Raw genomic sequence first — 18,028 nt, forward strand, 5'->3', positions numbered from 1 at the left:
AATAGACGCTTCTCTTCTTTGTTTTGGAGTTGTGTTATCTTCCATTTCATTAAAGGCTGGAATTGCTTTTTCTAACTTCTTCGAATCAATGCGTTCATTCACAATATCTTGGCCAAGTAGTGTAACGAATGTGCCAATTACAGTTGCTTGTTCTTGTTTAGTTAGTTGCATCTATCCTCACTCCTTACGCTAATCGCTTATACAAAATTAAAGACCACGACACTAATGCGACGTGGCCATATATAAATTCAATCGGTCTTTTCATCCTTATTGCGGATTCTTACCGCCCATGCCCGTTCTTCGGTAACGGTAACGTTTTGATAAAGGGGCTATGATCATTGATTATGAGCGCATAGATACGCTATCCCCACAGTATTCTTTTTTCAAAGAACTATTAACTGTAGAAATATCGTACCGTCGATTCCAATATAAAAAGGTACCCCATTTGGTACCCTCTTTGTCCATTTATATCATGCCTAACGCCTTGGCCAAATTCACCACAGCGGACTTTTTCTTTCGATAAAACTTCCCTTTTTTCATTCCGAGTACAGTGTAAATATACTCATCGTTCAACTCTTTCGCACTCATGTACTTCATTTCTAGTACACGCTGTTCGTCTTCATCTAACGCTTCCTCAAATGCTCGTTTTAATTGCCTGTATCGAATTTCGTCTGGTGCGCTAGTTTGTCGTAACTCTGGAAACAATAATTCCGCTCCTAGTTCTGTTCGCTCTTGTAGATTTTGAAACTTTACTTTTAGGACTTTATAATCACGTAACTCTTCTATAACGAAAGGGCGTATTTCTTTCTCGTTTACATATCTAGAAGATGACGATTGATTCATACGATACGATTCCCCTCCGTTTAAACTTATTCTTTCAAAGGATTATTTTGTTTAGTTTTATTTCTTTATCTTTATAAATCGCCTAACTGTTTTTCGTGGCGTTACATTTACCATACCAAAGAAGTTTTCTACTTCTCTTGCCCAAACATTTTCAGTGTTATAATCATCTTCTGATTGATAGATCACATGAGGCTTGTCCTTATCTATAAACGTTACTCCTTTGTGGTAAAACATCTGAACTTTGTTGATTTCCTGTCCTTCAGGAGTATGGGCATCAAAAGCAATCCCACCATCTTCTAATTCAGACGCACGACCTTCAAACTCATTGAAGGGTAATGCTATACAACTGAAAAAGTACTCCTTTTGTTTATAATGCATATATAAATCTCCATGTTGCATGTCTCGTTCTTCCTTTCTATTAAAATAATGACATCTGCCCGCTCTTATTCTGCTCTTCCAATTCCTTTATTCTCTTCTCAAGCCTTTCGATTTCTTTCCGCATTGGTACGTTCCTCTTTTGTTAGTTTCATATCAACACCTACAAGACTGCTTTGAGCGCCATGCCTAATGCTTGTGATCTACCTTGTAGTTCAAGACGGTGTTCACGTTCTTCACTGGCTATTTTTTCAGCTAATCGAAGATTATCGTTCATTCTGCGCAACTGGTACTCTAACTCGAATTTCTTTTCATTCAGAGCATTAAATTCGTTTTTTAACACGTTGTAATCTTCCTCAGAGTCTCGTAATTGCTGTTTCATACGTTCAAAGCTATCTTCTGCTTCTAGGCGTGCCTTTGTTTCTGCAATAAGATCTTGCGCTAACTTTTCTTTTAAATCCTTTAATTCGCTATATCGCTTTGATATTTCGTTTAATTCTTTAGCTAGTGCATCTTTTTTGTCTATGATTGTAGCCATTGTTTCTTGCCAGCTGCTATCTAATGTCTCTGTCTTGCTTATATGAGAAGAAGCCACAGATTTTAATTGTGACGGTTCAGATTTCGTTTTTTCAACGTTTTGACGCTTTGGTAATGTTTTTGTATCACGAAGTTTCTTAGACGCTCCTACACGCTTTTTAGACGCGCTATTCGCTTCACGCCTTCTCGAAATGTGATAGTATAAATTCCCTTCCGTAACTCCAAGATGTTCAGCGATTCTTCCCCATGTCCATTTCTTTTCGTCCGCAGCACGTAATTTCTCAGCCGTTGCACAAATTTGATCCCAGTTTTTTTGTTCAGCCATACTACTCGTTCTCCCTTCGATTAGGCTACCGCCTAATTTTTCGAGTGTTTTCCCTATTTCACAATTTTGACGACAATACCCATTACGCTTGTCTTGACTAAGCTTTTTAGGAACCTTCTCACACCCTTTACATTGACTATCTTGTATATCTAGAATCCTAAGTCGTATCTGACGCTTCTCCGCTCTATTCAACCCATCACCCCATGTATGAGATTGAAAGGAAAGTAGTACAACGAATTCGCTATACTACCAACCTGTTTTATTAGTCTTCTAACTCTTCATCGAAAGGCTTGTCCTCATCTGTTACTTCGTATTCCTCCGATTCTTGTTGCTCTTGATCCTGAACCGGTTCTTCTGAATTTGGTTCTTCCACTGGCTTCTCCTCTGCCTTTGGTTGTTGCGGAGCTTCTGGCTGATTTTCTTTCCATTCGTGCCATTTCAATGCTAATGGAGCCACACGCTTACGATATTCATCGATAACTTCAATAATTTGGCCAGATGACATATCCAACTCATTTGCAAGTTTCAAGTAAGATTCACCTTCAAGGCGTCGTTTCACGATTTCAGGTAATTTCTTCGGCATTCCATCAAAGCTTGGTGCTAAACCACTGATAATAAATTCATCGACAATTTCACGATCCGCTTGTTCTTTTTCTTCACGCGTTGGAATCTTTTCTTCTGGAATATCAAAGTCTGCTTCTAGCTGTTCATACTCTGGTTTCACTTCTTTTACGATGCCTTTATCATCTACTTCATACTGCGTAACAGGTTCGTTTGTTTTTGTATTGATAGTGACGTTAAAGCTAACTTGCATGGATTCTAATGCAATAAGAACTTTTGTATCGATTAAGTCTGATAAAGCATCTAATTTACCTTTTAACGATGAATCCGTTACTTCTAACACAATTTCTTTTTTGCCATCTGGTTTAAGGTTTACTTTTTTTAACGTTGGTTTGAATTCGATATATGCCATTATGATCCGCTCCCTTTATTTAGCCTTTTTTAGTTTTTTCTCTTCACGCTTTAATCTGTCGTACTCATCCAAAGTGATAAAACCACCATATTTTTTCACATGTTTTAGCAAAATGAGCTGTAAATGTGGGTATTTGTATTCGAATAATTTTCGCTTAACCTTAAAAGTTTCTGTACATAGACCTTTTATATCGATGACTTCTACATCACCATTTGGCAAATAAACCATGAAGTCTGCTATATATGTAATTGCTAGAAACTTTTTGCCATTCTTCGTGAATGCTGGTTGCAAGTTAAAGCATGGTTGTAATTCAAAATTTAAAACCTCACCTGCAGCTTGGCGAACTTTTAACCCCTCGTAGTAATCAGCCTCAGCTTTGCTATCAAAAACATGACCATCTAGCTCAACTTTTTTATTTCCGTACTTACTCATCGCGAATCCCTGTACTTCCAAAACCATTGATTCCTCGCTCACTATCAGGTAGTTTGTCTACTTCCACAAAAAGAGCTGTTTGCACTGGCGCTATTACGCCCTGTGCAATACGGTCTCCTTTTAATATTTGATACGCTGTACTTTCATAAAATTCCGGCTCACCATGAATATCGTTGCATCCGTAATCTTCGTTACCTTTAGGAGAGGTATTTTCAATAATCACGCCAACCTCTCCTCTAAAACCACTATCCACCGTTCCAAGAATTACCCTTAACTTTGTTCTTCTTGAAATCCCACTTCTTGGCCTTACTTGAAGCTCGTAACCTGGCGGAATTTCAAAAGCTAATCCTATAGGAATGACTTTTGTTTCTCCTGGCTTAATAATTACGTCCTCCGCTGCCATTAGATCAAACCCAGCATCTCCAAACCTCGCATATCGCGGGAGGTCCACATCTTTCAACCTTTTAATTTTCACTCGCAGGTTCATCGTTTTTCCCCTTTCGCTTCGCTGATCAATAAAGTAATTTCATACGCGCCATGTTCCATCGCTTTCATGTAGCACACTCCTTTTGTAAAATTATTGTAAAAATAGTTATCGCTCGAACCACCTAACTATTTACCGCGTTATAATGTAAGTGAGTCTATCATCCATGCAAAATACCCTATGACTTGCTAGGAGCAATCCTAGCCTTTTTATGTGCCCCTACATCACTTCTGTGTAAGTACCTTTTCGATAATCTCGAACTACATTGCCATCCTCATCAAAGTAAGCAATCTCCCAATATGGATGACAATTGTGCTTCTCTATTTCTCCATCGAACAAAACGAACAAATTAGTTTTCCAGTTTCCGACGATCGTACCCCACATGCCAGCTACGTTTACTCGCATACCCATGTAAGCAAAATGCAACTTTCGAAACTTCTGCATTTTCTTGAAGCTTTCTTCCTTGCTGAACAGTTGTGTTATATCGAAAATTCCAAGGTTCTCACACTTCACAAACTCCATAAATGTACTCATTGGCATTAAAGTGAATTTTGTTTTATACGTTTGCCAATACTTAAAGCGAGCTTGTCCTTCATTCTCAGCAATGATAAATTCCTCACATGGCCAATGTTCTAAAATGGTTCGTAATTTGAACTTGTATAACAAGCTCATTGCGCTCTCCCCCTTTAATTTGCAATTAACTTCCGAAATAGTTCTTCATTACGCGTATCTAGTGCAAAATCGATGAGTTGCTTTTTAAGAAGTCTCTCGATGTCATCATGATCTTCTCCGTCTAGGTAGGTTTCTAATGTGCATTCATCGTCTTCAACTACTTCCATGTATAATTCATTACTGTATTTCCCTTTGAAATTTAGCTGAATGTAGATTGGGTCCCTATTGGAATTAAAATGCATAAATGTATCTAATCCTTCGGTAAGAGTGTCATTCGGTTTATAGCATGCAAATTCTCTACCTTCCGAGAATGTCGCTGAAATCTCTATCCCATATGGATACTTTTTAGCATTCTCAACAAAATGAATCCTTTCTACAAACTTTCCATACTTATTGAATGTATATAAAACTCGATATCCTTCATCTTCTCTTGATAACACGTTATCTAAAATGAATTTCATAAACTCCCGCTTTTTCTCAAATGACACGTTGCTCATACTTCACACCTCCAAATTTCATTTCAGCTTCCTTCAAACGTGTTTGAAAATCTTCCCACTCTTGTGCGCGTTTCTTTTGTTCCATCACACCCACTTCACAAGTACATGATTCAAACAACCAAGCCCCTGGGAACGGAGAACTAAATACTTTACCAGTGCCATTGCATGAGCACATATCATTCACTCCTTCTCGCGATAATCTTCGCCTTCAACAGCGATTAAATAATGTTTACTCATTCCAAACAATCGACTTTTTGCTGCATAACCAATCTTTTCAGGTAATGTTTCATCATCTTCATTAGAGCTGTATAAAATCGGCAAATTATGGCGATACCTATAATCAATAATTTGATAGTAGAGATTCTCTTTTGCCTCTGACCACTTAGATTTCCCTAAATCATCCCATATGAGAATCTCTACTTTTTTTGCATGGTCCAACAAACGATTAAACTCTTTCTTTTCATCGTTCATCATCTTTGCTGCAATGAGATCGTCCATAAAGGTTCCATCCGAAATGAGCAACACACTATATCCTTGCTTCATAAGATACTTTGCTGCAGCTACTTGAAGATGTGTTTTGCCAAGACCAAAACTGTTATGATCCCTTTTCGCCTCTGCTCGCTTAGCTGGTTCTAATTGTTTAATTCGTAACTCACCAAATGTAGCTATGAAACCCAAGCTATTCTGTTTTGTTTCTCTAATCTCTTTAAAGTTCTTCAAATACTTTGCCATTGTGTTATACAGAAGCTTTTGTTCTTCTGTTTCTCTCATATAAGAATCAAAACGAGCGTCTGCAAATTCTTCTGGAATCATCGCATTTTTCAAACGACGTTCTAACACTCGTTGCGCTTTACAATCGCAATCCTTTTGCATAGAAACTCTCATACCAAATTCATTTACTTCCTCATAGAAGATAACTTCCGTATCTTGACACTTCGAACATTTATACTCGTTTAATGAAGCTCGGCATGTTCCGCTTTCTATTTGCATTTTCCTCTTCATAATTTCTGCTCGCTGCATAACCTCTGCCAGTGCGCTTCCGATGTGCTGCATTTCCTACACCACCTCTTCGGTTTTTATAATCTTCATCGAGTTTGATAACATCTGCCAGTGTTTTAACGTTGTTCTTTTGCCAATTACTTAAAATTGTTCGAATATATGTCCATCTTGGAGCATTTTCATCAAGTGCTTTATCAACTGCTGCATTCACCAACTCACTGCCAAATAAGTCGCAAAATTCACCTAATTCTTGCTCCGCAATTACACTTAACGGGATGCTATTCTTCATCAGATGTTCCAAGCTATTTTTAAACTGTAGATCAATTAACGGATGTGGATTATCATCATCATCTATATTTGTAGTAATCTCTGTAGTATTCTCTGTATTTGTCCTTACTTCAAAGTAGGGAGGGTCCTTACTTTCAAGTAAGGAGGGTGGTAACTTTGAAGTAGGGTCCCTCTTTACTTCAAAGTAAGGAGGGTCTATTTCTATTTGTTGATACATGCTAGAAATCTTTTTGATTTCTGATGCTACTGGTTCTACAAACATCACATTATTCAAGACTTTTCCATCAACATTGATAGTACGAAACTCAATTTTTATAAGCAGCATGTCCGTTAATAAATCACACGCTCTCTTTACCTGCAATTTTGAAAAACCAAATGTATCAGCTAATTGTTGATAGTTCTTCTGTAATTTATCTGCCTTGAATTTTTTCTTATATGTGACCTTCCCTGTTATTTCATCTCGAATAACTGTAGGTCTATACCAATAAACAATTTCACTTAAAACCATAATTGCTACTATGTGAGGTTTTCCGTTACTAAAAGTGATGTAATTAAACCATTCGTGATCTACCACATTTCCTTTCAGGTTCAATCCTCCAATTTCAGATACAACATTACTCATGCTGTTACCCCCTTGTGCAAATCGCGATGTAAAACTCATTTTCCTTGACAACTTTCTGTATACGATAACCTGGATAACCAATTTGTATATACCTTGCAATCAACTGTTTCAACTCATCTTTTGATTGTGCTCTCTCCCATAACTTGCAGGAGAGAAGCACCTTGGATTTGTTATTCATTCTTCAATCACGAATTCTTCTTGGCTTGTCCCTTCTGTTGGTGTTTCTTCCACCTCAACTGAATCAGCTTCAATAAATTGCGGTTCTTCTGTAATATCTTTTCGGACTACTTCGTCATGCTGTGCTTGCGATTGAACTTCGATACTAATTGGCAAGTATTTGAACATGTAACGAACTACTGTTTTCTTTGCCATTTCTTCATAATCGGACTTCCAAGGGCTATAATTTGAATTTGCAGAAGCTGAACGTTTACGACGCTTTTCAATTTCACTCTTTGGCATAAACTCCATCTGATGACCACCATCTTTGAAATGAGCAACTGCATATGCTCCGATAAATTCGCCACGATCGCCAAATGATGGTTTATGTTTTAACTGTGGATTTAATCCTAATTCATATTCAAATTCATCATTTTCGTACACTGCATGAGCATAGATGCTTTGAATGTGCCCCGAACGTCTTGCTAAATCAATCATCCCTTTGTAACCAATGATAAAAGTCGCTTCACCTTTATAAGGCAAGATGTAGCAGTGTCCGAGTAATCCTGGTTCTAACCCCAACTGCACTGCTTGCATGACAGCTCCCATAAGCGATGGTACATTGCATTCAAGCAATTTAGGGTTTGTACGAATAGTTGTTAAAGCAATGCGACTCATACGATCCATGTCCATATGTTTTGGTAATACTTCCGCGAAACGTGGAGCCATTTTCTTCATGTACGCTTCCACTGTCTGTTCAGGTGATAAAGGTGCATTCACTTTACGGTTTGCTAATTGATTTTTGATTTTTTCGTTTGTAGCCATTAGTTTTTATCCCCTTTCGTTAACACTGTTAATTTCATTCCATCATTGCCTTCAAAGTTCTCTATGTGCAAAGAACGTCGTCTTCCGGATATATCCACCAATACTAGACACTCAGCTTCCACCCTATTCACAAGATAAAATTCATTCCACTTATCTCCATCGACATCATGTCCTTCAACAAAAACTGCTTTACCAAATAACTCTTTATTAAAAACTGTTGCTTGAATAAGAAACTTCATCAATTATTCCTCCCTTATTTAACTGAGAAGCGACGAGAAGTCGTTTCTTTTGTATACTTTTGAAATAACTCAGGATGTTCTTTTGCAAATCTCTTGCTATCAAATCGTTTGTAGCTATAAGTTTTCCAGTAGATTGTATAGTTCTCAGTTCTACCAGCTTCATTTTTGCCGAGTTTCGCTTTAAGTTTGTTCTCATATTCTGCTTTCTGTTCTTGCAAGCTTTTAATTTCTTTATCAATTTGATTGCGAGCCTCAATCAGAATTTCTTCATCTCTTCCTAAGCTAACAAAGCTGTCTTCGACTGATTTTGGATACAGGTGTTTAAGTAGCTCGGTGGATGCCTCTGTTCCATCAAACATCGGTGGTTCATTCTTCTCAACATGATTGAGCCAGAAGTCTTTTTCAATATCGATGATGTATTGAATGATTTCTTCATCTCGCTCGATCTTTTTGTACACGAATTTGTTTCCACCAATGAGTACCGCAATCCACCATGCTTCGTATCCAGTTACAGCCATATAATGTTGGCATTGAAGAAGATAAGCGTCTGGAACTTCCTCATCTTTCCATTCTTTTTTAAAATATTCCGACGCTGTTTTGCATTCAAGACCAATTTGTTCACCAACAATAAGCCTGTCCACGTTAGCAAGCATCCACGGATATTCAGGATGTTGTAAGATTGCGTTCCTACGTTGCACCTTTAAATTCGTACGTTTGGAGAACTCTTTTGCCACTACTTCTTCCAAAACATTTCCGAAGTACGCTGCTTCACTTTGTTCATCTTCTTTTTTTATTACTTGTGTTTTTTCAAGGAATACTTGAACTGCTGATTTCCATTTATTCAAACCTACGATAGCCGAAACATCTGAACCGCCAATACCTTGTGTTCGTGCTTGCAACCACTGTTTATGGTCCATATTGAGTGTATTTATTAAAACTTTCGCTTGCATGTTTTATTCACTCACTTTCTGTGGTATACTAACTTCAACTTATCTTTTAACGAGGAAGCCCATACCCGTGGGTTTCCTTTTTTATTCTCCAGCGGTTTTCTTCTCAAATCCAAGCTGCGTAATCATGTAATTCATGATGTTTTCACGCAAAACCACTTCACCATCTGGAGCCACTAAGAACTCATCCCCCGGCAAAATTTCACTGCCCATTGCATCCTCAATTGGATGGTCAATCATGTTTTCTTGTGGATCTGGTATGCCGTATCCATTGTGCATGAACATTGGATTATCAATCATCTAACTCACCTCCCCGCAAAGCGTTATGTAATGCGCTCGCTCTACAACCGATGCATCAATGCCTTGACTTCTTAAATGCTGAATGATCCCCAAGATGTTTTCGCGATCTCGTTCACGTTCTTCATCATGCCTTTCTTTGGCCCGATATAATTCTGCAAGTTCCCTTCTAGCCAAGCGTGCCTCCTTAATCCAGATACAAAGCATTAATGGATCGTGTTTCTTCACTGCTTCAATTTGCTTCTGTTCGCAATACTGCAAAAACTCATCTAATATTTGTTTTCTTTCCATGTCTTTTTGTAGAACTGGTGCTGTTATCACGATTTCACTCCTCTTCTTTTCGTTCAATAGTTCGTAAGTGACGCTTGATTTTATTACGAAATACCTTACTTACTTTCATTGCTTTGATTGCCAGCCAAGTGTCAAATATTTGTTCATCCACCACAAACTCTTTAAAAACGTTTGTATAACCAAACAAATTAATAATTGTAGAATGATCGTTCGTTGCAAGTGTTGCTTCATAAAATGTGTCACGCTCATCACGTGGTTCCTCAATCACTTCCAAAACTTCAAATCCTGCTTCTAAATGTTTTTGAACTGCCTCTTGCAAAACTTTTGGCGCTTCTTCCAATTTGATTGACTTCATATCACTTTCCCCTTTCGCAACTTTTTGTTTTCTTCTTCAAGTCGCTCGTTCTCGTTGATAAGCTGTTCAATGAATGTTCCCACGACTGCTATTCCCCCAAAAACGACTACGATGACTAATCCAGTGATGAAAAGACTAAACGTACTTTCAGCCAATGCTGGATCCATGTGATACCTCCTTTTGTTTATCAACCCATTCAAGAAAATCTTCTACCTTAACGCGTTTACTTTTACCGATTGTGATTGTTGGGAAATCTTTTCGTTTCATCAGTGCATATGCAGATGAACGAGAGATATTTAAAAACTTTTGTACATCTTCTGCCTTTAGCGCGAATGGTAATTCTTTGATTTGATACATAATTAACACTCCTTTTCATTTTCATTGGTACATAGATCCTCGATTTATTCGGGATAATAAATGATATAAGAGGCATACCAAGTTTGCTTCAAGCAAACCATTAGGTAAAAAAATAAGTCGTTTTATACTGACTCCTTTAAAATTTCTTCAGTTGTTACATTCAATAATTTGGCTAACCTAACTAGCTTTGTAATACTTGGTTGCCTGTTGCCTAGCTCCAAATTACAATAGATAGATTTATTTCGATAGCCAATATTTTCAGCCACAAAACTTTGACTATATCCAAGTTGTGTCCTCAAGGCTTTAACTTTTTCGGTATCAAGTACCATCATTTTATCACCTTCATCTTGTTTGTTAATTTGATTATACACTAAGGGTTTGCTTCAAGCAACCCTTTTATACAAAAAATTTAGTTGTCTTACAGCAAACCTTTTTGTTACATTCTATATAGGGACATCATTAACTATAGTTAATGATTTTAAGGGGAGGATTTACTAATGAGTGATAATATAATTGGTATTCGAATTAAAGAAATACGTGTAGAACTTCTAAAAATGAGTCAACGTGAATTTGCAGAAGCTTTAAATGCAAAGAAAACAATGATATCTCTATATGAGAACGGTAAAAGAAATCCCTCCAGAGAAACAGTAGAAAAAATGTCGCGATTATCTGGAGTTTCTGCGGATTACATCATGGGATTATCTGAACATAAAAGTTTAAATTCAAAAGATTCAAGAGCTCTTAAAGATGATCTCAAAGAACTAATGCAACAGATCGACGAACTCAATCCGCGAAAACGAGAAGAAATAATCAATATGATTAAAAATGAGTTATAAGAAAAAAGCGATAGATAGCTTAATTGCTAACCATCGCTTTTTTTAATCTATTAAGCTTTTCTATAGCCTCTTTATCACCTTGGTATACTTTTTCTAATAATGCTTCCATTTTATTCTTAATTGCGGTTAATTCTAACTGTTCTGCTATTTGATTCTTCATGCTATTCTCCCCTATCACCCTTGATTATTCAAAAATGTCAAAATGAAGAAAATGAATAAGTCCTATAACGTACGAAATGCCATTACACTTTGAAGTGTAATGGCATTTCGCTTTTTGATATTTATCCGATGGTACCAGGATCCAACATCATTTTTACAGGTTCTTTAACTTTCTCCTTACCAACTTCATTTGAAATTGAAGATACAGATAACGTAAGAGCACATACAATTGCTAAACCAGCTATAATCTTTTTCATCTCAACAATCTCCTTATTTTAAAATATCAAATATTTTTATGTAGAATAAATTACCATCTTTCAAAAATCGATGATAAGCTTTTTTACGTAATTCAGAGTTTTTAGTAGCTACAGCTAGATATAAATCTTGAAAAGCTGTACGATTCTCAATTTTGTATAACATTTCAGCTGCTGCGTCATGTTCATTTAAAAAAATTTTCAGTAATGCTTGTTCAGCTATATCATGAATATAACTTGATTTTACAGGAATTTTCCGAATTATACAACAGAAAGCTAGTGTATTCTCAACTAATTTCCTTTTCAGTAATGATTTGCTATTTGTTATTTTATGTAATTCTTGAAGTGAAATTTTAAAATAATGAATAGATTTCTCTACATTTGTAAAAATATAACTTTCCCCTAGAACACTGTAGGCTGTTGCCTTTAACAGACAAGGCATTTCGGCTATATTTAGTACCTCATATAATAAATTTCTTGCATTCTCTACTTCATCTTGCATTAAGTACGCATAGGCACATAAAATATTCAATTCTGTATTAATTAATGTTTTTTCTAAACCATCTGGCATTTCATATAACTTATCTCGAATCATATCGTGCATAGTTACAAATAGATTATAAGCTCCCATATCTGAATACCCGTAAATACTTAACAAGTTCACTAAAATATTTATATTAACTTTATTTAAATTAACCTTTGCACGTAAATCATCTAGTCTTTTAAAAAAGTCTTTTGAACGCAAATTCCCAGATTGCCTTTCAATTCCAACTTTAAAAATTTCTTTATAATGTTTCGTGACAGATTGTCGACAATCTCGTTCAAGTAGGCTATGCAAGATATCCGTATATCCAGCCAAATATGTGTAGTACATCGCTGCTCTAATATCTGCTTCTTTATCTGTAGATTTTAAAAATCCTTGAACAATTTCCATTTTTTGATCTTCTGTTTCTGTATTCACAAGAATTTTCATCAACTTTGAAAAATTCATAGGTACTTGACCATTTATTGTTTTCCATAAGTTTGATTGAGATAAATGAGTTATTTTTGAAAGTTTTGTAAGAGTAATGTCTTTTTCAGGTACAATCTCCTCTAAGTTTATACAATCACGCATTAGAACCCTCCTCAGTTTAGACCCGAAGACACAGCCCTAATTTTTCTCAATAGGAAAACGCATCACAACGCTATATATGCCTGAGAATTATGTTATACTAAATGCTGACTCATGGAAGGTTTTCCCTATCACCGGTAGGGTAAAACGTAACAGTAGTGTGGCCTCACTACTGTTACGCCGTGGGTCTTTTTTGTCATTTATTTGTTGCTCTTATCTTATCATAAAAATCAGAACGTTCATTCTCGCATTTGGTATTCCATGTTGAGAAATTTTTTCAAACCTTTGAATTTTAGCACAAGAATATTTTACCACAAATAAAGAACGTTTGTTCTTATTAATTTTTAAAAAATATTGAGAAATTTTTTCTATAAACAAAAAAAGAGCCAAACGGCTCTTTTAAACACCTGTTCCCGGATCATTAATTGTTTTCCAACCTGTTCCAGGTTCTTCGTTGTATTTCCAACCAACTCCTGGATCATACATACCCATTCCACCACCTGGGTCTTTTGTAAACTCTCCCATTTCTCATTCCCCTTTCTTGTTCTGAGTCTATAAATATTTTAACGCACATGTTCTATATCTGTAAATTTTCTTTTACAGAAATTAGGCTAACATGCTATCATTCAGATACCACTACCACAAATCACAGCTTGTATCTAGAAAACGATTATGACGAGGTGAAAATCATGGCATACTTTCGTAAACGTGGTGAGAAGTGGTCTTTTACTATGGATGTTGGCAAGGACCCAATCACTGGTAAACGAAAACAAATTACTAGAGGTGGTTTCAAGACAAAAAAAGCTGCTCAAGAAGCCGCAGCCAAAGTTACAAATGATTTAGCGAATGGAGATTTTGAGAATAATGATATCCGTTTTTCTCAACTCGTAGAGATCTGGATGCAAGAAAAAGAAACAACATGTAGACCATCAACACTATATCAATACAAACGCATTCTACGCTCACGTGTTATGCCTGAATTTGGCGAGAAAAGGTTGTCAGATATAAAACCTCTAACTGTTCATAATTTTCATCAGAAGCTACTTAAAGAGGGTCTAACTACGAAATACATTTCATCTGTTGATGTTATGTTAAAACAAATCCTTGATAAAGGTGTAGAGCTAGAAATGATTAACTCTAATCCAGCTAAGAAAGCAAAACGACCAAAAGTAAAAAAGAAAGCGCAAGCTAGTTGGACAATTGAAGAAGCAATGAAATTTATGGAGTATGCAAAAATACAAGGAAGTTACTATATTACATTTGTTTTAGCATTGCATACAGGCATGCGTATCGGAGAAGTCTTGGCTCTAAAGTGGAATGATATTAATTTCGAAAACAAGACTATCCATGTTCAAAGAACGTTAACACTTGTGGATGGTAAGTATGTATTAGGCGAAACAAAAACTGAAGCATCTAATCGTGTGATTCCAATGACCGAGGAATTAGCAGAAGAATTGGTAGAGTATCAAAAATATAAAAAAGATAATCCTCTCGATTTATTAATTTGTACGAGAAATAAAAAAATCGTGCACCCATATACGATACGCTATCAGATGAAGGCTTTGTGCAAAGCGATTGACGTACCGTATATTAGATTTCACGATATTCGAAGAACGTTTACAACTATTTTAATCGATTCTAACGTAAATGCAAAGGTTGTTGCAAAATTACTTGGTCACACAAATGTTTCTACATCATTAAATATCTATACGGATGTTTATGAAGAACGTCAAATTGAAGCTGCTGAAAAGTTACAAAATGCATTAAAAAGTGGTCGAAGTGGTCAAAATGTGGTCGTTGAGGAAAATCAAGAGGGTTAAACCCTATGATATAAGTGGTATAATGCTTTTATAGTGTAAGTTTTTTCTTTACACTATAATGAAGTCATTATAGTAAATAATATATAGATTATCATGTTTTTCGAAAAGATGCTACACTGAAAGGAGAGATTATTATAAAGGCAAGCGGTATTATCGTTGAATACAACCCCTTTCATAACGGTCATGTTTATCATGTGCAACAAACAAAAAAGTTAACACAATGTGATGTTACGATTGCGGTCATGAGTGGATCTTTTTTACAACGTGGTGAGCCAGCTCTCGTATCTAAATGGCATCGAACAAAAATGGCTTTAGCTGGTGGTATTGATCTTGTTGTAGAACTTCCTTATGCATTTGCAACTCAAAAAGCGGAAACATTTGCAAATGGGGGCATTTCTATTTTAAACGCGCTTGGTGTTTCAGATATTTGTTTTGGAAGTGAAGATGGACACGTTCAAAACTTCTACAATACTCTATCTTTACAGCAAAAGAAGCAAAATACTTTTCATCAGCTCGTACAGCAATATATAAGCGAAGGAAATAGCTATGCAAAAGCAACTTCTGAAGCCTTTTCTCATATTTTATCAGGACATAACACAATTGATATGTCACAACCAAACAATATATTAGGATTACATTATATTCAAGCTATTTTGTCACAAAAAAGTATGATTCGTGCTCATACGATAAAAAGATTCGCAGCTCATTACCACGATGAATCCTTTACAGACAAGCACATCGCCAGTGCAACAAGCATTCGCAAACAACTGTTTATCGAGGATTGCTCCTTTACCAGTATAGATCCATTTGTACCGAATTGTACTTCTTCTCTTTTAGAAGAATATTATCATGTATACCATGTATTACATAATTGGGAAACATATTTCCCTCTTTTCAAGTACAAACTCTTGACGATGTCTGCTAAAGAACTCCAACATATATACGAAATGGAAGAAGGTTTAGAACATCGTATATTAGCTAAAATACAGCATGCCACATCCTTCCTTACATTTATGGAGGCTATAAAAACAAAACGATATACGTGGACAAGATTGCAGCGAGTATGCACGCATATTTTAACCAATACAACAAAAGAAGAGATAGAGAGCGCCGCAATCGAAAACCATGCACCGTATATTCGGTTACTTGGCATGTCCCAAAAAGGGCAATCTTACCTTTCTAAAAATAAAAAACAAATAAGTCTTCCTCTTCTGACTCATACAAAAACATTTGAACATCCTGTTTTAAACATAGAACGACGAGCAAATGCCGTCTATCTTTCCGCTTTACAAGAACCTTTACGCACAAAATGTATACAACAAAATATAACACAACATCCAATTCGATATAATGAAATAGACAAGACATTCTTATAACATAAAAACGGAAAGCGATATGAACGAATCTTTCATATCGCTTTCCGTTTTAAGTTCAATGAAAAAACTTTAAAAAAAGAAGTTACTTTTTCTCCGGCATCTTTTCTAAATAAGCTAATGCATCATCCAATGTATCCACCGGTACAATTTTCATTTTTGTTTTAATATCTTTAGCAGCTTCAAGTGCCTTTTTATAATTTGAGTTTTTCGCTCCTTTTTCATTTGGAGCAAAGAAGATTTCAGCTCCTGCGTCGCTTGCAGCTACCACCTTTTGTTGAATTCCGCCAATTGGACCAACCTCTCCTTTTTCATTAATTGTACCTGTTCCAGCAATTTCATGCCCTTTTGTCATATCGTTTTCAATTAATTGATTATAAATCTCTAACGTAAACATCAGGCCTGCTGATGGTCCCCCGATCTCATGGGAGTCAATCTTCACTTTTGGATCTGCCACTAATTCTCGTTCTGTAACAATAGAAACTCCAATACCAACACGCCCCTTACCGCCAGGGATTTCTTTTACTGCCAATTGTTCTTTCAAATGTTTTCCATTTCTTATATATTCAATATGTACAACATCGCCTTCTTTTTTACTTGTCATATATTCAGCAAATCGCTCTGTCATTTCAAATGATTTTTCATCAACAGCTACAATTACATCCCCAAGCTTTAATTTTCCTTCTGCCGGCATATTGTCTGCAACCCCAGCGACTAACACTCCTTTATTTTGAAAAGAAACGGGACGATTCGCTCGCTTATATGCATTATAAATAGCAGCATTTTGAGAGTGTTTCATCGCATAATCTTGGCGAAATTGATATTCTTCATCACTCTCACCTTTTTGCAATATTTCCTCCGCTTTCGAAATATGGTTATATTTGTTAAATTGTGCAGCTATCAAATTGATTACATTAGCAGGTCCCATCGAAACTGTCACAAGCATAAAGTCACCAGATTCTTTCTTTCCGCCTTCCACTTGTACATAAGGGGTTAACTTCGCAGCCATTCCTGGTTTTGTTATATAGTAAGGCAGGCGAACATATACAAGTAGCATCGCCAATATAACTCCAATTAAAATCGCATATATAAACCGAAAACGCTTAAACATTATTTTTCTCCTTCCACTGCTCAATTAATAAGTAAATATCTTGAATATGTTTCTTTGCTTCTTCTTCTCCTACTCGAATAATTTCTTCAATATTTGTAAAGGCACGAGAACTAAACTGTTCTACTGCTGGACGCATCATTAAATCCGATGCAATTTGTCGATTAACAACAAGTTCATACTGCATAATTTCAATGCTTTGCATAATTACGTCATAAATAGAATTGATTTCACCATTTACTTTAATAGGGGATACATCTACAGCAATTACAATATCAGCCCCTAAATCTTTGACGACGGATACAGGAATACGATCAATCACTCCTCCATCCACTAATAAGCGCCCATCTATTTTTTCAGGAACAAACACTCCTGGTACAGAAATACTTGCCCTAACAGCATCAGCAATAGATCCTTTTGTAAATACAACTTTTTCCCCCTTTAAAATGTCAGTGGCTACAACTGCAGTTGGGATATCTAACTCTTCCATTTTTTTATTATATGTAAACATTTTAATCATATCTTTTACACGTTTTCCAGAAATAAATCCCATTTTCGGAACAGTAAAATCTAAATAATATTTCCTCTTAAATACTGAAGCCATTCGATAAAGTCTTTCAACATTACAACTTGTAGCATAAAATGTTCCAATTAGCGCCCCCATACTACTTCCTGCTATCATATCAATAGGAATATTAGACTCACGTAATATCTTAATAACCCCTACATGAGCAAATCCTTTTGCCCCACCAGAGCCAAGAGCCAAGCCTATTTTCGGTTCTCTCATATCAATCACCCTTAAACTTTTTTTATCCCTTTTTCATACTTATGGTCTAAATTTACTATGTATCCA

Annotated in this window: 29 protein-coding genes; 3 read left to right on the forward strand and 26 right to left on the reverse strand. The window is 36.1% G+C overall.

Features of this window, described 5'->3' with window-relative positions; genetic code table 11:
• Positions 1-465: 465 nt before the first annotated feature.
• The 20 genes from MR058_RS08150 to MR058_RS08250 all read right to left on the reverse strand — a co-directional run bounded on the left by MR058_RS08150 (position 466) and on the right by MR058_RS08250 (position 10,885).
• Positions 466-843 (reverse strand): ArpU family phage packaging/lysis transcriptional regulator, encoded by a 378-nt coding sequence (locus tag MR058_RS08150; protein ID WP_012095047.1) that lies wholly within the window; start codon positions 841-843, stop codon positions 466-468.
• Between the two features lie 57 nt (positions 844-900).
• Positions 901-1,242 carry a hypothetical protein gene (locus tag MR058_RS08155; protein WP_109090152.1) on the reverse strand — a complete coding sequence of 114 codons (342 nt, stop codon included), beginning with the start codon at positions 1,240-1,242 and terminating at the stop codon, positions 901-903.
• A 139-nt stretch (positions 1,243-1,381) separates the two neighbouring features.
• Positions 1,382-2,080: a hypothetical protein gene (locus MR058_RS08160; RefSeq protein ID WP_041809936.1), complete on the reverse strand. Its 699-nt coding sequence runs from the start codon at positions 2,078-2,080 to the stop codon at positions 1,382-1,384.
• A 262-nt stretch (positions 2,081-2,342) separates the two neighbouring features.
• Complete coding sequence (locus tag MR058_RS08170; RefSeq protein WP_012095055.1) at positions 2,343-3,053, reverse strand: hypothetical protein; 711 nt, start codon at positions 3,051-3,053, stop codon at positions 2,343-2,345.
• 15 nt (positions 3,054-3,068) lie between these two features.
• Positions 3,069-3,485, reverse strand: a complete 417-nt coding sequence (locus MR058_RS08175; RefSeq protein WP_012095059.1) for a DUF1064 domain-containing protein — start codon at positions 3,483-3,485, stop codon at positions 3,069-3,071.
• Positions 3,478-3,972, reverse strand: a complete 495-nt coding sequence (locus MR058_RS08180) for a dUTP diphosphatase (protein WP_012095060.1) — start codon at positions 3,970-3,972, stop codon at positions 3,478-3,480. The genes MR058_RS08175 and MR058_RS08180 overlap by 8 nt, the downstream gene beginning before the upstream one ends.
• Before the next feature lie 216 nt (positions 3,973-4,188).
• Positions 4,189-4,641 carry a hypothetical protein gene (locus MR058_RS08185; RefSeq protein ID WP_012095061.1) on the reverse strand — a complete coding sequence of 151 codons (453 nt, stop codon included), beginning with the start codon at positions 4,639-4,641 and terminating at the stop codon, positions 4,189-4,191.
• A 14-nt stretch (positions 4,642-4,655) separates the two neighbouring features.
• A complete protein-coding gene (locus MR058_RS08190; protein ID WP_012095062.1) occupies positions 4,656-5,138 on the reverse strand; it encodes a YpiB family protein in 483 nt (160 codons plus the stop codon).
• A complete protein-coding gene (locus MR058_RS08195) occupies positions 5,119-5,313 on the reverse strand; it encodes a hypothetical protein (protein WP_041809938.1) in 195 nt (64 codons plus the stop codon). The genes MR058_RS08190 and MR058_RS08195 overlap by 20 nt, the downstream gene beginning before the upstream one ends.
• 5 nt (positions 5,314-5,318) lie before the next feature.
• Positions 5,319-6,128, reverse strand: a complete 810-nt coding sequence (locus tag MR058_RS08200) for an ATP-binding protein (RefSeq protein WP_237701336.1) — start codon at positions 6,126-6,128, stop codon at positions 5,319-5,321.
• Positions 6,082-7,047, reverse strand: a complete 966-nt coding sequence (locus MR058_RS08205) for a DnaD domain-containing protein (protein WP_012095064.1) — start codon at positions 7,045-7,047, stop codon at positions 6,082-6,084. Before MR058_RS08205 ends, MR058_RS08200 begins: the two co-directional genes overlap by 47 nt.
• Before the next feature lie 174 nt (positions 7,048-7,221).
• The gene (recT, locus tag MR058_RS08210; protein WP_210351374.1) at positions 7,222-8,028 is read right to left on the reverse strand and encodes a recombination protein RecT; all 807 of its coding nucleotides are present in this window, start codon (positions 8,026-8,028) and stop codon (positions 7,222-7,224) included.
• Positions 8,028-8,267 carry a hypothetical protein gene (locus MR058_RS08215; RefSeq protein ID WP_041809942.1) on the reverse strand — a complete coding sequence of 80 codons (240 nt, stop codon included), beginning with the start codon at positions 8,265-8,267 and terminating at the stop codon, positions 8,028-8,030. The genes recT and MR058_RS08215 overlap by 1 nt, the downstream gene beginning before the upstream one ends.
• Before the next feature lie 14 nt (positions 8,268-8,281).
• Positions 8,282-9,217, reverse strand: coding sequence for a YqaJ viral recombinase family nuclease (locus MR058_RS08220; RefSeq protein WP_012095067.1), 936 nt, complete (start codon positions 9,215-9,217; stop codon positions 8,282-8,284).
• Between the two features lie 81 nt (positions 9,218-9,298).
• Positions 9,299-9,514 (reverse strand): YqaI family protein, encoded by a 216-nt coding sequence (locus tag MR058_RS08225; protein WP_242143516.1) that lies wholly within the window; start codon positions 9,512-9,514, stop codon positions 9,299-9,301.
• Positions 9,515-9,829, reverse strand: a complete 315-nt coding sequence (locus MR058_RS08230; RefSeq protein WP_242143783.1) for a hypothetical protein — start codon at positions 9,827-9,829, stop codon at positions 9,515-9,517. It lies immediately after the preceding gene.
• A gap of 7 nt (positions 9,830-9,836) precedes the next feature.
• Entirely contained in the window at positions 9,837-10,157 is a 321-nt protein-coding gene (locus MR058_RS08235) for a hypothetical protein (protein ID WP_012095070.1), read from the reverse strand.
• Positions 10,154-10,324, reverse strand: a complete 171-nt coding sequence (locus tag MR058_RS08240; protein ID WP_167527342.1) for a hypothetical protein — start codon at positions 10,322-10,324, stop codon at positions 10,154-10,156. Before MR058_RS08240 ends, MR058_RS08235 begins: the two co-directional genes overlap by 4 nt.
• The gene (locus MR058_RS08245) at positions 10,305-10,514 is read right to left on the reverse strand and encodes a helix-turn-helix domain-containing protein (protein ID WP_242143517.1); all 210 of its coding nucleotides are present in this window, start codon (positions 10,512-10,514) and stop codon (positions 10,305-10,307) included. Before MR058_RS08245 ends, MR058_RS08240 begins: the two co-directional genes overlap by 20 nt.
• Before the next feature lie 122 nt (positions 10,515-10,636).
• Positions 10,637-10,885 (reverse strand): helix-turn-helix domain-containing protein, encoded by a 249-nt coding sequence (locus tag MR058_RS08250; RefSeq protein WP_237701312.1) that lies wholly within the window; start codon positions 10,883-10,885, stop codon positions 10,637-10,639.
• A gap of 126 nt (positions 10,886-11,011) precedes the next feature.
• Here MR058_RS08250 and MR058_RS08255 point away from each other — a divergent pair, with 126 nt between their 5' ends.
• Complete coding sequence (locus MR058_RS08255; RefSeq protein ID WP_012095072.1) at positions 11,012-11,350, forward strand: helix-turn-helix domain-containing protein; 339 nt, start codon at positions 11,012-11,014, stop codon at positions 11,348-11,350.
• A 19-nt stretch (positions 11,351-11,369) separates the two neighbouring features.
• Here MR058_RS08255 and MR058_RS08260 read toward each other — a convergent pair whose 3' ends face one another.
• From MR058_RS08260 to MR058_RS23310, 4 genes are all read right to left on the reverse strand, one after another.
• Positions 11,370-11,510, reverse strand: coding sequence for a hypothetical protein (locus MR058_RS08260; protein ID WP_167527343.1), 141 nt, complete (start codon positions 11,508-11,510; stop codon positions 11,370-11,372).
• A gap of 121 nt (positions 11,511-11,631) precedes the next feature.
• Positions 11,632-11,766, reverse strand: a complete 135-nt coding sequence (locus tag MR058_RS23305) for a hypothetical protein (protein WP_087099040.1) — start codon at positions 11,764-11,766, stop codon at positions 11,632-11,634.
• Between the two features lie 13 nt (positions 11,767-11,779).
• On the reverse strand, positions 11,780-12,877 hold the full coding sequence (locus tag MR058_RS08265) for an AimR family lysis-lysogeny pheromone receptor (RefSeq protein ID WP_012095073.1): 1,098 nt from the start codon (positions 12,875-12,877) through the stop codon (positions 11,780-11,782).
• 396 nt (positions 12,878-13,273) lie between these two features.
• Entirely contained in the window at positions 13,274-13,399 is a 126-nt protein-coding gene (locus tag MR058_RS23310; RefSeq protein WP_012095074.1) for a hypothetical protein, read from the reverse strand.
• 164 nt (positions 13,400-13,563) lie between these two features.
• Between MR058_RS23310 and MR058_RS08270 the strand changes: the two genes are divergently transcribed.
• Complete coding sequence (locus tag MR058_RS08270; protein WP_242143518.1) at positions 13,564-14,694, forward strand: site-specific integrase; 1,131 nt, start codon at positions 13,564-13,566, stop codon at positions 14,692-14,694.
• A 134-nt stretch (positions 14,695-14,828) separates the two neighbouring features.
• Entirely contained in the window at positions 14,829-16,070 is a 1,242-nt protein-coding gene (locus MR058_RS08275) for a nucleotidyltransferase (RefSeq protein ID WP_313928198.1), read from the forward strand.
• An 82-nt stretch (positions 16,071-16,152) separates the two neighbouring features.
• Here MR058_RS08275 and MR058_RS08280 read toward each other — a convergent pair whose 3' ends face one another.
• Together MR058_RS08280 and MR058_RS08285 are read right to left on the reverse strand one after the other, a co-directional pair.
• Positions 16,153-17,178, reverse strand: coding sequence for a SepM family pheromone-processing serine protease (locus tag MR058_RS08280; protein WP_242143520.1), 1,026 nt, complete (start codon positions 17,176-17,178; stop codon positions 16,153-16,155).
• Positions 17,171-17,962, reverse strand: coding sequence for a patatin-like phospholipase family protein (locus MR058_RS08285; RefSeq protein WP_242143521.1), 792 nt, complete (start codon positions 17,960-17,962; stop codon positions 17,171-17,173). The genes MR058_RS08280 and MR058_RS08285 overlap by 8 nt, the downstream gene beginning before the upstream one ends.
• Between the last annotated feature and the right edge of the window lie 66 nt (positions 17,963-18,028).

Origin of the sequence: Bacillus cereus group sp. BfR-BA-01430, from assembly GCF_022663115.1 — a bacterium.
Classification (GTDB): domain Bacteria; phylum Bacillota; class Bacilli; order Bacillales; family Bacillaceae_G; genus Bacillus_A; species Bacillus_A cereus_BD.

Excerpts from the sequence above, each read along its gene's own strand:
- MR058_RS08150 (WP_012095047.1), bottom strand. The coding sequence starts at position 843 with ATGAATCAATCGTCATCTTCTAGATATGTAAACGAGAAAGAAATACGC.
- MR058_RS08155 (WP_109090152.1), bottom strand. The coding sequence starts at position 1,242 with ATGCAACATGGAGATTTATATATGCATTATAAACAAAAGGAGTACTTT.
- MR058_RS08160 (WP_041809936.1), bottom strand. The coding sequence starts at position 2,080 with ATGGCTGAACAAAAAAACTGGGATCAAATTTGTGCAACGGCTGAGAAA.
- MR058_RS08170 (WP_012095055.1), bottom strand. The coding sequence starts at position 3,053 with ATGGCATATATCGAATTCAAACCAACGTTAAAAAAAGTAAACCTTAAA.
- MR058_RS08175 (WP_012095059.1), bottom strand. The coding sequence starts at position 3,485 with ATGAGTAAGTACGGAAATAAAAAAGTTGAGCTAGATGGTCATGTTTTT.
- MR058_RS08180 (WP_012095060.1), bottom strand. The coding sequence starts at position 3,972 with ATGAACCTGCGAGTGAAAATTAAAAGGTTGAAAGATGTGGACCTCCCG.
- MR058_RS08185 (WP_012095061.1), bottom strand. The coding sequence starts at position 4,641 with ATGAGCTTGTTATACAAGTTCAAATTACGAACCATTTTAGAACATTGG.
- MR058_RS08190 (WP_012095062.1), bottom strand. The coding sequence starts at position 5,138 with ATGAGCAACGTGTCATTTGAGAAAAAGCGGGAGTTTATGAAATTCATT.
- MR058_RS08195 (WP_041809938.1), bottom strand. The coding sequence starts at position 5,313 with ATGTGCTCATGCAATGGCACTGGTAAAGTATTTAGTTCTCCGTTCCCA.
- MR058_RS08200 (WP_237701336.1), bottom strand. The coding sequence starts at position 6,128 with ATGCAAATAGAAAGCGGAACATGCCGAGCTTCATTAAACGAGTATAAA.
- MR058_RS08205 (WP_012095064.1), bottom strand. The coding sequence starts at position 7,047 with ATGAGTAATGTTGTATCTGAAATTGGAGGATTGAACCTGAAAGGAAAT.
- recT (WP_210351374.1), bottom strand. The coding sequence starts at position 8,028 with ATGGCTACAAACGAAAAAATCAAAAATCAATTAGCAAACCGTAAAGTG.
- MR058_RS08215 (WP_041809942.1), bottom strand. The coding sequence starts at position 8,267 with ATGAAGTTTCTTATTCAAGCAACAGTTTTTAATAAAGAGTTATTTGGT.
- MR058_RS08220 (WP_012095067.1), bottom strand. The coding sequence starts at position 9,217 with ATGCAAGCGAAAGTTTTAATAAATACACTCAATATGGACCATAAACAG.
- MR058_RS08225 (WP_242143516.1), bottom strand. The coding sequence starts at position 9,514 with ATGATTGATAATCCAATGTTCATGCACAATGGATACGGCATACCAGAT.
- MR058_RS08235 (WP_012095070.1), bottom strand. The coding sequence starts at position 10,157 with ATGAAGTCAATCAAATTGGAAGAAGCGCCAAAAGTTTTGCAAGAGGCA.
- MR058_RS08240 (WP_167527342.1), bottom strand. The coding sequence starts at position 10,324 with ATGGATCCAGCATTGGCTGAAAGTACGTTTAGTCTTTTCATCACTGGA.
- MR058_RS08245 (WP_242143517.1), bottom strand. The coding sequence starts at position 10,514 with ATGTATCAAATCAAAGAATTACCATTCGCGCTAAAGGCAGAAGATGTA.
- MR058_RS08255 (WP_012095072.1), top strand. The coding sequence starts at position 11,012 with ATGAGTGATAATATAATTGGTATTCGAATTAAAGAAATACGTGTAGAA.
- MR058_RS08260 (WP_167527343.1), bottom strand. The coding sequence starts at position 11,510 with ATGAAGAATCAAATAGCAGAACAGTTAGAATTAACCGCAATTAAGAAT.
- MR058_RS23305 (WP_087099040.1), bottom strand. The coding sequence starts at position 11,766 with ATGAAAAAGATTATAGCTGGTTTAGCAATTGTATGTGCTCTTACGTTA.
- MR058_RS08265 (WP_012095073.1), bottom strand. The coding sequence starts at position 12,877 with ATGCGTGATTGTATAAACTTAGAGGAGATTGTACCTGAAAAAGACATT.
- MR058_RS23310 (WP_012095074.1), bottom strand. The coding sequence starts at position 13,399 with ATGGGAGAGTTTACAAAAGACCCAGGTGGTGGAATGGGTATGTATGAT.
- MR058_RS08270 (WP_242143518.1), top strand. The coding sequence starts at position 13,564 with ATGGCATACTTTCGTAAACGTGGTGAGAAGTGGTCTTTTACTATGGAT.
- MR058_RS08280 (WP_242143520.1), bottom strand. The coding sequence starts at position 17,178 with ATGTTTAAGCGTTTTCGGTTTATATATGCGATTTTAATTGGAGTTATA.
- MR058_RS08285 (WP_242143521.1), bottom strand. The coding sequence starts at position 17,962 with ATGAGAGAACCGAAAATAGGCTTGGCTCTTGGCTCTGGTGGGGCAAAA.